This is a genomic window from Rummeliibacillus sp. TYF005, assembly GCF_003844195.1.
GTDB lineage: Bacteria > Bacillota > Bacilli > Bacillales_A > Planococcaceae > Rummeliibacillus.
On the sequence record NZ_ML122548.1, the window covers coordinates 77,293 to 93,168 of the forward strand.

Below are 15,876 nucleotides of genomic sequence, written 5' to 3' on the forward strand. Positions count from 1 at the left end.
TTACTGATGAATCGCTTTTCCTTCAACAGCTAAAGCTGCTTCTCCAATTGCTTCTGAAAGCGACGGATGTGGGTGGATATGTGCTGACATTTCCCACGGAGTCGCATCTACTAACATCGCAAGACTTGCTTCGGATATAAGTTCTGTTGCATGAGCACCAATGATATGTATCCCGACAATATCATCCGACTTTTTGTCTGCGATTATTTTCACAAATCCTTCTGTTTCACCGTAAACAAGCGCTTTTCCAATAGCAGCAAATGGAAATTTACCTATGGCGATTTCTAAACCCTGTTCTTTTGCTTGTTTTTCTGTAAAACCAATGCTTGCAACTTCTGGACTACCATAAATACAACGTGCTATCTTATGAAGTTCAATTTTCTCAGGTTGATATCCAGCAATATGTTCCACTGCATGGATTCCTTCATGAGATGCAACATGAGCAAGTTGCAAACCACCAATAACATCACCAATTGCATAGATATGAGTTTCTTTTGTTTGATAATGTTCATTTACTTCTATAAATCCGCGGTGTACTTCAATATCTGTATTATCTAGACCGATATTTTCTACATTTGCTTGTCTGCCAACTGATAATAATAATTTTTCTGCGGATAATTTTTGCTGTGAACCATTCACTTCAGCTGATATCTCAATGTGATCAGCATTTGCTTGCAGTGTTTCCGGAAGTATATTGGCATTGGTTAAAACACGGATACCCCTTTTTTCAAACGAAGTTGTCATTAATTTTTGAACATCATAATCTTCTGTTGGCAAAATAGCATCGGAATATTCAACAATCGTTACTTCTACACCAAAATCATGTAACATTGATGCCCATTCAATCCCGATTACGCCACCACCCACAATGATTAATGATTGTGGTAACTGTTCCAATGACATTAAATCATCTGATGTTAATATTGTTTTGCTATCTGGTGTCAAACCTTTTAAGCCTCTTGGTCTGGATCCTGTTGCAATGATGACATTTTTCGGAATGAGCATTTCATTTTCACGGTCATCTTCAAATTCCACCGAAATAGTACCAGACATCGGTGAAAAAATAGATGGTCCTAATATTCTTCCATAGCCTTTATATACATCAATTTTTCCTTTTTTCATCAAGCCTTGAACGCCTTTATGTAATTGATCAACAATTCCATTTTTGCGTTTTTGAGCCTGTTCAAAGTTAAATTTTATATCATATGCTTCCACACCAAATGTATGAGCTTGCTCTTTTGTTGTCCGATAGACTTCCGCACTGCGTAGCAAAGCTTTACTTGGAATACATCCTTTATGTAAACAAGTACCCCCTAGTTTACTTTGTTCCACAATGGCAGTAGAAAGGCCGAGTTGTGCGGCACGAATAGCTGCAACATAACCTCCTGGTCCTCCTCCTAATATGACAAGGTCATAATTCTTAGCCATAAGAACACACTCCTATTTTTATATTTCTCTATTAGTTATATCATTAAATTTTATATATAAAACGTGATAACTGTCATATTCAAATAAATAATAGCACTATCAAACATGACAGTTATATTTTTATTACCTGGTACTAAATTATAGCATACTTATTTTAAAAGTCACCTGATTTATATCTTCTAATCTCTTTCTCTATTTGATAGAATATTCTTTTCATTACGCAAAAATGTGCTTCGTGATTTTGAAATTCGATTGATACGATCTTCTGCTAATTGGTTGGCAGCCAAATAGGTCGGTATATTATCTCTTTTTGATATTGCTATAATTTTAGCTATGCTATCATAAATACCTTCCACTCTTTTCATCGCACGTTCACGATTATAGCCATATAACTCATCTGCAACATTAATCACACCGCCAGCATTAATAACGTAATCTGGCGCGTAAACAATGCCTGTTTCATGTAATATCTGGCCATGTACTGAATGTTGAAGCTGATTGTTAGCAGATCCGGCAATCACTTTTGCTTTCAGTTGTGGGATGGTTTGATCATTGATAATTGCACCTAATGCACATGGTGAGAAAATATCCACTTCTTGTTTATATATTTCATGTGGTTCTACAGCTGTTGCACCAAATTCTTCTACAACTCGTGTTACAGCTAGTTCATTAATATCTGTTACAATCAATTCTGCCCCTTCTTCATATAAATACTGACACAATGTATAAGCAACATTACCAAGCCCTTGAACAGCAATTTTTTTACCTTTCAAATTATCGCTACCAAACGCCTCTTTTGCAGCCGCTTTCATCCCTACATATACACCATATGCCGTTACTGGTGATGGGTTACCTGATGACCCAAATGCAGGAGAAATACCAGTGACATAATCGGTCTCTTCATGAATCAAATCCATATCAGCAACTGTTGTACCAACATCCTCCGCTGTAATATAACGGCCATTCAATCCTTGTATAAATCTACCGAGCGCACGAAACATTTCATCATTTTTATCTTTGAATGGATCACCCATAATAACCGTTTTTCCACCACCTAGATTTAAACCAGCTGCTGCATTTTTGTATGTCATACCACGAGCCAAACGTAGCGCATCTTCTATAGCATCCGCTTCTGATGCATAAGTCCACATTCTTGTACCACCAAGCGCAGGCCCTAGTGTTGTATCATGTATAGCAATAATTGCTTTTAACCCTGAAGATTGATCTTGACACATTACAATTTGTTCATAATCATATTTTTCCATATACTTGAAGATTTCCATTGATATGTCCCCCTTTGAAGTTGTGAACTATTTCTGGTTTTTATAAATCCCAGTTACCATTATTTAATGCAAGAAGCATGCCAAATGTAAAAAGCCTACCTTAAATGAATTTCATTTAAGATAGGCTTTTAAATTCCGTGCAATATTTTGCGCAATGTGCAATTTGTTGCGCGCCATTTTATGCAAGACCATATTTTTCTAATTTATAATATAAACTTCTAATCGAAATATTGAGCATATGAGCCGTCTTTGTTTTATTGTATTGACAGGTTTCTAATGCTTGTTCAATAATTTGTTTTTCATGACGATGCATGATTTCTTCGAGTGAACCTTGAATGATCTTCAGAGCCTTATCGTTTTCAGCAAAATCATTCTGATTACTAGAAATTTGAACAAAACGTTCATGTATTTCTGTTTCAGAAATTGGCATGAAAATCATAGCCCGCCCAATGACATTTTCTAATTCACGGACATTACCAGGCCAATTGTAGGATTGTAGTTTTGGAATAACCGCTGGTGAAACCGTGGTCACATTTCTCCCATATTCACGATTTAGCTTTGTCAACAAACGCTCTACAAGTTGTGGTATATCCTGTAATCGATTTCGTAATGGCGGGATATAAATCGGCATTCGATTTAATCGATAATATAGATCTTCACGAAAAGTATGATCATGTAGCGCCTTTTCCATATTGACATTCGTTGCAGCAATAATACGAACATCAATCGGAATTGGTTTTACACCACCTACTCGCACAATTTCTCTTTCCTGTAGAACTCTTAATAATTTAGCTTGTGTATTTAACGATAATTCCCCAATCTCATCTAAGAAGATACTACCACCATTTGCTTCTTCAAAAAGGCCCCGCTTTCCTCCTTTTTTCGCACCCGTAAAGGCTCCGTCTTCATAACCAAATAGTTCACTTTCTAATAAGTTTTCTGCAATTGCTGCACAATTTACGCGGATAAACTTTTCATAATGCCGGTTACTTTCACTATGAATGGCATGAGCAAATAATTCCTTTCCAGTTCCTGATTCTCCTCTTAAAAACACCGTGACAGGCGTTTTAGCAGCCAATTTTGCTTGTTCTATAGCCAATGTCATTTCTTCCGAATTACCGATGATATCATCAAATACATATTTTGACTCTAAAGATCTAATAATTGTTTTTGCTTTGTTTAATTCCTGGGCAAGCGAACGCATTTCTGTGACATCATGAATAACACCTACACTACCTTTTAGTTCATTTTCTACGATAATAGGTGCCACATTCACGATAACTTCCCGCATACTCGGTCCTAGACGCATATTGACACCACGAATTGGCTTTTTCGTTTCAATTACTTTAAGATGCATACTTTCACCCTCGGAGATATCTGTTGTAGCTGGCTTTCCGATGATTTCCTCTGGAGGAAGCCCTGTAATTCTTGTATACGCAGGATTTACAAGAATACCTCGGCCTTGTTCATCCACTACAGAAATAGCATCGTCACTCGATTGGATAATTGCTTCTAGCATCGTTTTGATTTCTTTTAAATCTGTAATTTCTTCGGCTAAAGATACTACTTCGCTAATATCCTTGAAGATGGCAAATGCACCGATTTGCATCGAATGTTCATCCAACATTGGAAATCTGGAAGTGACAATTTTTTTGCCCGTTTTTAATAGTAGTTCCTGATTGGTTTCAGCTTGACCAGTTTCTATGACTCTATTTAATCCGCTATTTGGAATGACAACATCTATATGTTGACCTATTGCTTCATCCATTGAGATTCCTGTAATTCGTTGTGCACTTTGGTTAAAAAAAGTGACAATTCCTGAAGGATTAATACTTATCATACCCTCTTCAATCGAATTAAATATAATTTGTTGTCGCTTTGAGAAAGATTGCAGTTTCTGAATATAGTAATCTTTTTCTTGTAATAGTTGTACAATAATTTCAGCGAATCCACCCGGTATCAACATTGTTTCTTTTGGTAAAGTCGCCCTTAACTCTTCAAAAACTTTGTGATCACCAGTTACATCAATGACCATTTCAATTGAATCTTGTAAAAAACTTCGCCAGTCATTTCCCGTTTGAATGCCCATTTTCTTTGCCTCAATGATTCCACTGGCATCGTCCTTGATATCTATAACTGCTACGGTTTGCCATTTAGATGCGTGTCCCAATAACCGTAAGATAGCCGTTCCCCCATTGCCTGCACCTACTATCATTATTCTATGCAAATTTTTTCACTTCCTATCTATTTTAGTTCAAGTATTTTCCTATAATTATTGATATTATAGTATCGAATGTTGATACGCTTGACAATCTATACAATACACGTGAGAATATAAAAGATTAGAGGAGTTGAACGAAATGGGTCGTTTTATAGCTTTTATCATATTAGCCATTCCCGCCATTATGGCTGCAACCGGGATAAAATTAATGCGCGATACTTTTTTTGCAAAATTAGCTGATCCCATACCTTACCTATGGTTGCAATTTACAATTGGAATTATCTTATTTTTAATAGGATTTGGTTTTTTTGCAGGATACTTATTAAACAGAGATCGAAAAAATGGACGAGTAGCAACAAAATATTCTAAGAAGAAATAAAATTGAATGATAGAAAATGCGAAGCCTCTACGGAATTTCATATCCCATAGAGGCTTTTATACTTTTCTTTGTGCTGCTCGGACTATTTCAGGATAGTCAGTAATCCATCCAATCACGTTTTTATGTGGTGATGTAATGTATTTTTCATTACCGTGGATATTGTAAAATCTGCATTTTTTATGATGACGAAAACAGGCATCTAAATATCGTTCTTTGTAATACCAAGTTTTGTTGGCATGAATCGTATCGATATAAGGCAATTGATCTAACTCGTCCCAATTCAATAATTTTGTAGCGATAAAGGCTGTTTCTATGTTTGGTGCTAGCCTTTTGACATTTTTAAGAAGGTCTAGATGAAATGAGGAAAAATGAATATACGGGATTTCCATACATCTTTCTACTGTTGTTTTTAATGCATTGGAATTCTCTATAAAAGATTCTTTAAGCTCAATATTTAACGGTACTTTTGTCCTTGAATGCCAAGATAGAAATTCCTCAAATGTTAAAATCGCTGGTCCTCTAAATCTTCTTATAAAAAGCTTACCAACCTTCAAGGATTTGAGTTCTTTTAAAGTTAGATCGGATACTAATGCGTTTTTGCCCGTCAATCTTCTCAAATTGTAATCGTGTACTACGACCGGTATTTGATCCTTTGTCATTTGAATATCAAGTTCTAACCCATCTGCTTGCAATTCTAAGGCTAGTTGAAAAGCATCAAGTGAATTTTCAATCGCATAAGCTGAAGCACCACGATGTGCGAAGACTAATGGTCTAGACATTCAGCTCGCCATTTTCCAAGGTGAATTTTCCACAAGTCGAGCTATTCAATATAGTTGACTTCTTCCCAATTTGAATAACAGTACCAGGAAAAGCTTCTTTAGTAATATTAATGTTCTCATCTCCCGTGCTTTTTAGTTGTTGGAAAATACTGTTTATTTCTGTTTCTAATTGATTTAACTCAGATTCCTTTTTATGAATCGTTTCGATAGTATCATCATATGTTTTTCGTTGAATTTCGTTCATTTGTTCTAAAAATGGTTTAAGAGAAAATACTTTCTCATCTAAATGCGCAATTTCCTTTTCAATCTCCATAATTTTATCTTTTTTATCTTTGATAATTTTAGCACTTTCTTTTCGGTCTGGTAGAGTAAGGATTAGCTCTGTCTTTCTTTCTAACCTATTTCCTGAAATGGCAGCGTTGATAGAATTTGTAGCTTCCGCAGAACCGCCAATAATTTTGCCACTTTGTTCATTGACAAAAATATTTTGTGCCTTAAGATTGGAACCCATGGAATAAGAGCCTATAAAAATATCTTTTGAAGCTTGTAGCGTACTATCATTTGTATGTTTTACGTAAATATTGCCCCCTGCACGTACAACGGTCTCACCATTTCCAAAAATCCCACCACGAATATAGATATCACCATATTTAGATTCAATCAGTTTAGCTCCAGTTACTCCTTCAATTCCTTCAATTGAAATATCTCCAGTAGCTTCTACAGAGAAACCTGCAACAACGGTTTCACTGATCGTAATCGATCCATCAAATTTTAAATTTCCTGTTTCTAAACCGACATCTTTTTTAATCTGAAGATGCTTATTAATCGCTAATTTTTCGTTTGTGTTATCAATTACCCCATTATTCTTTGCTCTAATAATAATCTTACCATCGACTTCTTGTTCATAAATGGAACTAGCATCATATTTTAATGGAATGTCCTTACCATCAATTGCTGGAATTGTTTCGCCAAGTACATTCTTACCTGGTATTCCAGGCTTTGCTGGGATTTTTTCTCCTAACCATGCATCTTGTTCGATTTCAAAGATAAAATTCATATCATAGTAATCTGCACGGCCACTCTCCAAAATTTGAGGCTTTCTCTCTGGAATTTCTAAGTACGTTATTTTAGCATCCGGTCCCTTTTGTGGCGGTAATCCTGCAGCCACTGTTACAGGTTTTCCAGATTTCACATCATTTAATGATAAGGTATGAAGACCAAATGTAACCCCGACATTTTCCGCAACTTCTCTGATTTGCTTATTCAAATTGTCATCATCTTGGAAGATGGTCGTTGGATCCTCATTAATATACATAGTGGCAAGCATTCGATCTCTTGATACAACAATTTCTAATGGTAGTAGCCAAGCACCAATTTCGACTTGTTCACTCCCCACAGTATTTAAAGCCTTTCTTAAATTCGCAAAACTTGTTAATTTTATGCGCGGATTCTTTTTTAAAATCATATCAAAATCTTTTAAAGAAAAGCCTTCTTTATTCACTTGGATATAAACTTTTGTTTGTTCCTCTAATAATTGTATGTAATCGTTCTCATAAATTAGCAAGACTATTCACCCTTCCAAGCACATATTCCCGTAAACTCTAGTTACTATATTATCGTAATATTTTTGGATTTTTTTAGTGTATTTGTTCCGAAAGTAAATATGATTAATAAAACCTTAGCTACAGAAAATAGAAAATTCTAATAATACTGTTTATAGGCAATGAATTATTATTTTATTTCACTAAAACTATTTATATAGGTGTTGTCTATATATATTCATTTCCTTTATTTTAGTTTAGAAGTAAAACCTAAAAAATTTCAACAATATGGAAATAATATATTCTATAATTATTTTACCTGAAAATGGATTGAGTTTAAATCAATCGATTGAATTTTTGTAAAAAAATTCATATTATCCTTATATAATTAATAGCAGAATTTTAATCACTTATAGCTATTTTAATATAGTTTTATACCTGCAATGAATTATTATATAAAATCAATTATTATAAAAATCTATTTTAAGCTCTTTGGTTGTTTAACTATTGATATAATAGTGTTATACCATTGTTACATTTTCTGTTTATAAAGGAAAAATTATAAGTATATTAGGAGACTATAAAAGTATCTAAACCAAATATTGAAATATTCACTGAAGCATGTCGACGTGCAAATGTTAAATTAGATGCGAGTTATTATATTGGGGATGTTATAGAAACAGACGTAATTGGAAGTTGTAATAGTGGGATGAAAGGTGTTTGGTTAAACCGGACACGCAATACATGCAAACAGTTGAATTTAGTAGAAATACATAATCTATATGAATTAATAGATGTACTAAATAATTCATAGTAAGAGAGATAACAGCCTTTATTTGCATGAAAAGCTTTTACAAACAACCACACTGTATTCATGAGCTTAAAAAGTAATGCATGCGGAGCTTTTTAAATAACGAATTCTGATTTATCAGTCTTTTTAAATTAAACGGAGGTAGAAGGAATGAAGCCCAAAATAATCTTTTTTGATGTTAATGGTACACTTACAAGTTATAAAAATGGAATAATTTTAGATAGTACAAAACAAGCAATTCAGCAATTAATCAAGCAAGGTATACGCGTTGTAGCTGCTACAGGTAGACCATTATCAATGTGTGCTGAAATTGCCGCATTAGGTATAGACACTTTTATTACGGCAAATGGGGCCTATGTTAAACATAAAAACAAAATAATACACAAAATTACAATGGATAAAAAAATAGTAAAGGATGTTATGGACTTTGCTTCAAAAGAAGGTAATGCACTAACATTCTACTCCGAAAAACTTCATATCAATGGAGTTCAAAATTCAGATGTTTTAAATGCCTTAAAAGAAACTTTGTCTTTAACAGATTATCCAGCAGTCAGCAAAAAAGCATATGAAAATGATACTTTTTTAATGTGCTTATTTGCGAATGAATATATGATTCAAAAGTATAAAGAAAAATTTCCAACATTAACTTTTAAACGTTGGCATCCTTCTATATTAAATGTTTTAGAAAATGATGTTTCTAAATCATTGGCTATTTTAAAAGTATTAGAGTTTTTTAATATTGATAAAAAAGAAGCAATCGCATTTGGAGATGGAGAAAATGATATCGATATGATCGAACTAGTTGGCTTTGGGATTGCTATGGGAAATGCAAATGAGAAACTAAAGTCAGTTGTTGATTTTGTTACGAAAGATTCTGATGAAGACGGTATTATGTATGCTTTGGATAAATATGGGATTCTTAAATAAAATTTTTACAAGAAGCTCTCGATGAGAGAAATTAAGCCCGAGAGCTTTTGATTATTACTTTTTATTGCAATGTATCCTAACTAAAGTACCTGCAAGAGTAACTATGCATTTAACAAACTCACTTCGTTTTGAATTCTTTGTACAATAGCATCAATACTAGTATCATCAGTTTCGATAAACTGCTCGAAGTATTGGTCTTTATAAGCCTCTACACACTTTCTACTCTGCTGAAAACACCAATTTTCTTCAGCCTCTCCCCTTTGTCTAAGCCTTTCAAAAATTGTTTCCTCTTTTGCGATTAAACAGAAATGATATGTTTTTTCATCTATTTCTTTAAACCCTTCAAGGATATATTGAAGATATTCTTTGTTGTAAATTGTCATCGGGACAATCAAATTTTTGTTATATTTTGTCTTAAGCTGCTTAGCTACATGAACGACTAATACTTTCCATAACTCCAAATCCTGAAAATTATCTGTTTTTTCATTTTCATGTTTAATATCTTCCGTGATGATTTCACGCAACATAAATCCAACTATTTCAGGATCATACAACATACTATTGCTTACCGTTTGAAGAAGTTCATTTGCAACTGTTGTTTTTCCAACACCAAAAGCACCATTAATCATGATAATCATTTCTGTTCCCCATTATCCATCTATACTTTTTTTACTTCGTATCCTTATAATACTATATAATTTATATGTGCTCATCGCATCTTTCTTCGAATCTTTAATCTTGAATTTTGAATTTTACATCATTGCTACCTTAATTTGCTATATTATTTGCGTAAAAAAACACCCTCGAACGAGAGTGCTTAGTTATTAAACTATTCAATTGGTATTACTGCCGGAAACTTTGGATTTTGCGTCTAGTAAGTAATGTTAAAGCTTTTTAACTTCTAGCGTCTTTGTATGATAACCAACCTATATATTTTTTACCATTTTTGTAGTACTCAACCCTTACCCAGAGAAATTCAGGGAAATTATTGTTATCACCATACAAAACACCGTCATTATTGGCATGATCAATGTCTACTAGTGTTCCAAGTGGAACTGTTGCTAAATTCTTTGATTTCTTATTAGGTGTTTTTTTCAAGGTACCACCTTTCGTATTGTATACAAACACTGAAACAAAGTCATGAACATTATATGTTAGATTACTAATTTTCACATAGCCTTTATATGTTTTACTGGGACTTTTTTTCTTCGTATATTGTTCCTTATAACTTATTCTAGCCCAACCGTTTTTATAAAAATTTTTTACATAAACAGCTTGAGGAATTGAAATCGGATTACCAGGTTCATAAATAATTTTATTTATTGTATAGATTTTCTTACCTTTTGGTTTTCTATAAAGTGAAATTCTATCCTTATTTGGATGCATACGGTAATCACTTGTTGGTGAATCCTTTACAGATGCAAAAACATTATGATTTTCAATTGAAAGTAAGGAGATAAATAATATAAATGCCATTACCAAAACTGTAATCTTTTTAGTCATTGAACGCCCTCCTTATAAATGGATTTTTTGAATGGTTATACCAAATATAAAATTTATGTAATTTAAATATTACATAAAAACAATCTTATTCAGGCTATATCTTTAGTGAAATTCGTAGAATAAAGGAGGCGTAAGGCGACTACCCCCCGTTTATATTACCGTTGTAACAATCGTTTACATATAGCACCGGTATCTATTCTGTAAGCCTGAGTCCATCTCACTCTACACTTCATCTGGAAGAAAGTACGTAGCATTGTTGATAGTTTCTTAATGTTTTAGGAGATAATTGATTAGGATCCATACAATATAATGAATCTAATTGTAATTCAATTTCTATTATGTTTTTTTATAAAACAAAAAGCACACCTCCACTTGTTGAATTTTATGCAAACTCAACAAATGGAAATGTGCTTGGAGGTATAAAAGTAGCTAAACTTGTAAGCATGATTTATATATATGATTCCAAACTACTTTATCACCTGAATACTGATTCTCTCTCTACGTTAAACCGCCACCATCTCAATCCGAATCTTATCCGCAATCATAGCGATGAACTCAGAGTTTGTCGGTTTTGATTTTAGATGATGTACTGTGTAGCCAAACATTTTAGAGATAGATTCATAGTTTCCACGATTCCATGCAACTTCGATGGCGTGACGAATCGCACGTTCTACTCTAGAAGGCGTTGTATCGAATTTTTTTGCGATGTCTGGATAAAGAACCTTTGTGATTGAACCAAGCAATTCAACGTCAAGATAGACCATTTGGATTGCCTCTCGAAGGTATGCATACCCCTTAATATGAGCAGGCACGCCAATTTCTTTTATAATACCTGTAATTGTTGCGTCTAGTTGACGTTGGTCTAGTTTTTGTGGCTTAGAACCTTGTAAAATGCTAACGCGTTTTTGCTTTTCGACTTTTTTACCACCGCATTGCAAAATTTTAGAAGCTAAACGATCGAACTCAAATGGTTTTAGCATAAAGTAAGATGCACCCAATTCAACGGCTTGTTTCATAACATCTTCTTGTCCAAAAGCAGTTAACATTATTACTTGAACATTATTAAGTTGCGGATTTTCTTTCATTGTTTCAAGTACCGCTAATCCATCAAGATGTGGCATAATAATATCCAATACCAGAACGTCTGGGATATAATCCTCCAGCATTTTCAAACATTGTTTGCCATTTGGTGCTGTACTGATTACCTCTATCTCTCCATGATTTGATAAATATTCTTCCATCATTTTTACCAATTCACTATTATCATCCACGATTGCAACTTTTACTTTCTCCATTAATCTTCCTCCTTTGAAATGCAATTTCCATTTAATCTTTAAATATAGAAACGCTATTGATACAAAAGGGTAAATTCGACAACTTTAGGTCTAGCCCTTCTAAAATTAAAAAAATGAGTAAGTTGGGATAGACTTTTTATTTAATTCGACAATTTTATGTATTATATTTTCACTCTAATTGTAACAAATATTAAAGAGAAAAAATATATATTTTATAGGATTACGCATACACCACTAATAATAGATAAAATAAAACTTTTTTGTGCTATTATTAGTAAAAATCCACCCGAAATGGGGTGGATTTTTACTAAACATGCCAATACTAAATTGATGCTGTCAAAGCTTCTGTTCTTGGTAAGGAATCGTTGTTTCATTCATCAGCTTAAGCAGGCTGATTTTTGAGCATTTCTGTAATTGGTAGTGCTGCTCCTTTTACTGGACTTTCAATATACATATGTGTTACAGCTCCTGCGAAGTGCCCGCCCTGGATAATAGGACTTCCACTCATTCCTTGTAGAATACCGCCCGTTTTTTCTTTTAGCACAGGATCTGTTATTTCAATTTGAAAACTTTTGTCATTCACCTTTGTAATTTTGATATCAAATGATTCCACTTTTTTCCCGGAAATCGTTGTTAATAACTTAGCTGGTCCTTTTTTAATCTCTGAAGGTTGCATAACTTCAATCGCTTCTGGCAAAGATGGTTTTATGGATTTTTCCCATTTTCCGAAAATCCCATAAACACTATTAGAGACAATACTTCCAATTTGTCCTTTATCATTTTCGACAGAAGAAATTTTATATCCTGGTTCACCAGGAATACTTTTCTTAATATGGTCGATTTTCGCATAGAATATCGATCCTTGCTTAAATTGAGGTGGTTTTTGTAGGATTTGATCGACGATTTGATGTCCTAATGCACCATACTGTTTGGTTTCAGGATCTAAAAAGGTTAACGTACCAATTCCATCAGTTTCATCTCGAAGAAAGTTCATAACGGATGTCATTTCTTCTTTTTGAACTTTAACCTTTTTGTCTTTATTTTCCCTACCAATTGAAAGTGTGAGGGTTTCTTTTGGAGTTGTTTTCATAATTTGGTGAATGTTCTCCAGCTTTTTGACAGAAGTATTATTGACTTTTTCAATAATATCTCCTCTTTTTAACCAATTTCCATCTTGTAATAACACATCATTTGATACTGTAATGTCAGATAATTGTAATTCAACGCCAATTGAGTCTCCCATTGGAATTACTTTTTTAGCTGCACTTGCGATTGTTGTCCACGATCCGAATACAACAAGTAAAAAGAATAAGCTCAGAAAAGAGCGCTTCGCAATTCGCAATATGTCACCTCCTTTTCATTTATCATGGCTTCAAATTGAATTGTTATGAAAGGTAAATATTTGTCTACAGATTGAACGTATAAAAAAGCATCTCACAAAATTTGCGAGATGCTAAAAACGAACGTTTTTCATTTTATACCTGTAATGCTTTTTTTCGATCTTCAGCAATTTCTATTAACTCTTTTGCATGCTTAAAGGTTAACTCTGTCACTTCTGTTCCGGACATAATTCGACTAATCTCATCAATACGTTCATCACCGAAAATTTCTGTTAAAGAAGTAAAGGTGCGATTTGTAACCTCTTGTTTTTGAATATGGTAATGATGATCTGCCATTGCAGCAACTTGAGGTAAATGTGAAATACATAATACTTGCGAATGAATAGAAATAGCAGCTATTTTTTCAGCGATAGCTTGTGCTACTCTGCCACTAACACCTGTATCGACTTCATCGAAAATAATGGATGTAATTCCATTTGTCGTTGAGAAAATTGTTTTTAAAGCAAGCATAACCCTAGAAAGCTCCCCACCTGAAGCAATTTTCGTAAGTGGTTTCGGTGGTTCTCCGACATTTGTTGCTATATAAAAGACAATCTTATCAATCCCATTATGGTCAAATTGTTCTTCAGACAATAATTCAAAATGAACGCTAAATTTCGCTTTTTCCATATATAATTCGCATAATTGTTGCATAATAGCATTAGATAATCGCTCTCCAACTTTTTTACGAATAGCTGTTAATTTTGAAGCCGTTTTTAGAAGCTCTGATCGAAGTTCAATTAACTGTTGTTCATTTTTTTGAATATTTTCATCTCTATTCAATAAGGATTCCAATTCTTCGCCGATTTTTGCACGATAAACTAAAATTTCTTTCAATGTTGAGCCATATTTTCTTTTCATCGATTGAATTAAAGCTAAACGATGCTCAACTTCATTTAAACGTTCAGGGTCGAATTCTAAATCATCTAAAATATTCTTTATACCAAAAGCAGCTTCTTGGAGATTATAAAAAGCGTTTGAAACAGCATCTGAGTACTCCTTGAAGCTTTCATCAACTAATACTACATCTTCTAACTGAGTCATTGCTTGTCCAATCCAGTCGAGCCCTTTTGACTCCCCTAAAATTGCTTCATGAGCTGTATTTGAGCATTCAAATATTTTATTGAAGTTCATTAATCGACGTCGTTCTTCGGTTAAGTTTTCTTCTTCGTTTGGTTGGAACTTACAAGCATCGATTTCCTTTATTTGAAATTGATATAAATCAATTTTTTGTGCTACTTGTTGCTCGTTTACAGAAATAGCTGCAAGTTCTTTTTTTAATGTCTTATACGCTTCGTATTGCTTTTCATATTGCTCTTTTATCGGTATTATTTCTTCACCTGCAAACTGATCTAATAGATGAATATGTTGCTTATCATCCATCAATTCTTGGCTCTCATGTTGACCGTGTATATCGATCAAAGTCGAACTTATATCTCGTAAAACGGATAATGGTACTAGTTTACCGTTTACACGACAAATACTCTTACCACTATCATATATATCTCTACGGAGGATGAGAGTTCCTTCCTCGATTTCAATTCCAGCGTCTTCACATTTTTCATACGCAGGATGATTTTCATAACTTAGTGTAAAAAGCCCTTCCAATTCAGCCTTTTTTGCACCATGTCGGATAAATTCTTGTGAGCCACGGCCACCAGCTAAAAGTTGTACAGCATCAATAATGATAGATTTACCAGCACCAGTTTCTCCAGTTAACACTGTTAACCCATTTAGAAATTCAACCGTTAGCTCTTCGATAATCGCGAAATTTTTAATCGAAAGCTCTTTTAACATGACTATTTCACCTCGCTCAAACTATCATTACAACATTTCAAGTAAACGGTTTTTTATTTCTTCACGTTCAGATTCTTCACGACAAATTATAAGAATCGTGTCATCTCCGCAAATAGTGCCAAGTATCTCTTCCCAATCTAAATGATCTAATAATGATCCAATAGCGTGAGCATTACCGGGTAATGTCTTCATCACAAGCATATGACTTGTACCATCTATAGATACAAAAGCATCCGCAAGTGCACGATGTAGTTTTTGGATTGGATTAAAACGTTGATCTGCTGGTAAGCTATACTTATATCGACCATCTTGTAGTGGTACTTTTATCAAATGCAATTCTTTAATATCACGTGAAATTGTTGCTTGTGTAACGTGATAGCCTGCTTCTTTTAATAAATCCACTAAATCGTCTTGAGTTTCAATTTCATTATTAGCAATCATATCTCGAATTCGAATATGTCTTTGGCTTTTGTTCATAGCTCTCACCTCTATGCATATTTATGGGCTCTTTGTAAATAGTTGGGGTGGGGACA

At 33.8% G+C, this 15,876-nt stretch carries 14 protein-coding genes; 3 read left to right on the forward strand and 11 right to left on the reverse strand.

Features of this window, described 5'->3' with window-relative positions:
* The 3 genes from lpdA to CW357_RS06655 form a co-directional block, all read right to left on the reverse strand.
* Entirely contained in the window at window positions 1-1,428 is a 1,428-nt protein-coding gene (gene lpdA, locus CW357_RS06645; protein WP_124217639.1) for a dihydrolipoyl dehydrogenase, read from the reverse strand.
* Window positions 1,429-1,607: 179 nt separating this feature from the next.
* The gene (locus CW357_RS06650; RefSeq protein WP_119414867.1) at window positions 1,608-2,711 is read right to left on the reverse strand and encodes a Leu/Phe/Val dehydrogenase; all 1,104 of its coding nucleotides are present in this window, start codon (window positions 2,709-2,711) and stop codon (window positions 1,608-1,610) included.
* 178 nt (window positions 2,712-2,889) lie between these two features.
* Complete coding sequence (locus CW357_RS06655) at window positions 2,890-4,938, reverse strand: sigma-54 interaction domain-containing protein (RefSeq protein WP_119414866.1); 2,049 nt, start codon at window positions 4,936-4,938, stop codon at window positions 2,890-2,892.
* Window positions 4,939-5,071: 133 nt separating this feature from the next.
* Between CW357_RS06655 and CW357_RS06660 the strand changes: the two genes are divergently transcribed.
* A complete protein-coding gene (locus CW357_RS06660) occupies window positions 5,072-5,311 on the forward strand; it encodes a DUF2627 domain-containing protein (protein ID WP_119414865.1) in 240 nt (79 codons plus the stop codon).
* A gap of 56 nt (window positions 5,312-5,367) precedes the next feature.
* Here the strand turns inward: CW357_RS06660 and CW357_RS06665 are convergent, their stop codons facing one another.
* Together CW357_RS06665 and CW357_RS06670 are read right to left on the reverse strand one after the other, a co-directional pair.
* The gene (locus tag CW357_RS06665; RefSeq protein WP_119414864.1) at window positions 5,368-6,090 is read right to left on the reverse strand and encodes a glycerophosphodiester phosphodiesterase; all 723 of its coding nucleotides are present in this window, start codon (window positions 6,088-6,090) and stop codon (window positions 5,368-5,370) included.
* Window positions 6,083-7,654 carry a DUF342 domain-containing protein gene (locus CW357_RS06670; protein WP_124217640.1) on the reverse strand — a complete coding sequence of 524 codons (1,572 nt, stop codon included), beginning with the start codon at window positions 7,652-7,654 and terminating at the stop codon, window positions 6,083-6,085. The genes CW357_RS06665 and CW357_RS06670 overlap by 8 nt, the downstream gene beginning before the upstream one ends.
* A gap of 557 nt (window positions 7,655-8,211) precedes the next feature.
* On the opposite strand from CW357_RS06670, the gene CW357_RS06675 reads away from it, so the two are divergent.
* Window positions 8,212-8,445, forward strand: a complete 234-nt coding sequence (locus CW357_RS06675; RefSeq protein WP_124217646.1) for an HAD hydrolase-like protein — start codon at window positions 8,212-8,214, stop codon at window positions 8,443-8,445.
* 147 nt (window positions 8,446-8,592) lie between these two features.
* A complete protein-coding gene (locus CW357_RS06680) occupies window positions 8,593-9,369 on the forward strand; it encodes a Cof-type HAD-IIB family hydrolase (protein ID WP_124217641.1) in 777 nt (258 codons plus the stop codon).
* A gap of 101 nt (window positions 9,370-9,470) precedes the next feature.
* Here CW357_RS06680 and CW357_RS06685 read toward each other — a convergent pair whose 3' ends face one another.
* From CW357_RS06685 to ahrC, 6 genes are all read right to left on the reverse strand, one after another.
* Window positions 9,471-10,007, reverse strand: a complete 537-nt coding sequence (locus CW357_RS06685) for an AAA family ATPase (RefSeq protein WP_124217642.1) — start codon at window positions 10,005-10,007, stop codon at window positions 9,471-9,473.
* A 256-nt stretch (window positions 10,008-10,263) separates the two neighbouring features.
* On the reverse strand, window positions 10,264-10,872 hold the full coding sequence (locus CW357_RS06690; protein WP_124217643.1) for a hypothetical protein: 609 nt from the start codon (window positions 10,870-10,872) through the stop codon (window positions 10,264-10,266).
* Window positions 10,873-11,375: 503 nt separating this feature from the next.
* Window positions 11,376-12,167 (reverse strand): sporulation transcription factor Spo0A, encoded by a 792-nt coding sequence (gene spo0A, locus CW357_RS06695; protein WP_119416299.1) that lies wholly within the window; start codon window positions 12,165-12,167, stop codon window positions 11,376-11,378.
* Between the two features lie 382 nt (window positions 12,168-12,549).
* Entirely contained in the window at window positions 12,550-13,509 is a 960-nt protein-coding gene (locus tag CW357_RS06700) for a SpoIVB peptidase S55 domain-containing protein (protein ID WP_119416301.1), read from the reverse strand.
* Between the two features lie 133 nt (window positions 13,510-13,642).
* Window positions 13,643-15,343: a DNA repair protein RecN gene (gene recN, locus CW357_RS06705; RefSeq protein WP_124217644.1), complete on the reverse strand. Its 1,701-nt coding sequence runs from the start codon at window positions 15,341-15,343 to the stop codon at window positions 13,643-13,645.
* Window positions 15,344-15,370: 27 nt separating this feature from the next.
* A complete protein-coding gene (gene ahrC, locus CW357_RS06710) occupies window positions 15,371-15,820 on the reverse strand; it encodes a transcriptional regulator AhrC/ArgR (RefSeq protein ID WP_119416303.1) in 450 nt (149 codons plus the stop codon).
* Window positions 15,821-15,876 lie beyond the last annotated feature (56 nt).

Coding starts and splice junctions, on each gene's coding strand:
- CW357_RS06690 (WP_124217643.1), bottom strand. CDS start 10,872: ATGACTAAAAAGATTACAGTTTTGGTAATGGCATTTATATTATTTATC.
- lpdA (WP_124217639.1), bottom strand. CDS start 1,428: ATGGCTAAGAATTATGACCTTGTCATATTAGGAGGAGGACCAGGAGGT.
- CW357_RS06680 (WP_124217641.1), top strand. CDS start 8,593: ATGAAGCCCAAAATAATCTTTTTTGATGTTAATGGTACACTTACAAGT.
- spo0A (WP_119416299.1), bottom strand. CDS start 12,167: ATGGAGAAAGTAAAAGTTGCAATCGTGGATGATAATAGTGAATTGGTA.
- CW357_RS06650 (WP_119414867.1), bottom strand. CDS start 2,711: ATGGAAATCTTCAAGTATATGGAAAAATATGATTATGAACAAATTGTA.
- CW357_RS06660 (WP_119414865.1), top strand. CDS start 5,072: ATGGGTCGTTTTATAGCTTTTATCATATTAGCCATTCCCGCCATTATG.
- CW357_RS06665 (WP_119414864.1), bottom strand. CDS start 6,090: ATGTCTAGACCATTAGTCTTCGCACATCGTGGTGCTTCAGCTTATGCG.
- CW357_RS06685 (WP_124217642.1), bottom strand. CDS start 10,007: ATGATTATCATGATTAATGGTGCTTTTGGTGTTGGAAAAACAACAGTT.
- recN (WP_124217644.1), bottom strand. CDS start 15,343: ATGTTAAAAGAGCTTTCGATTAAAAATTTCGCGATTATCGAAGAGCTA.
- ahrC (WP_119416303.1), bottom strand. CDS start 15,820: ATGAACAAAAGCCAAAGACATATTCGAATTCGAGATATGATTGCTAAT.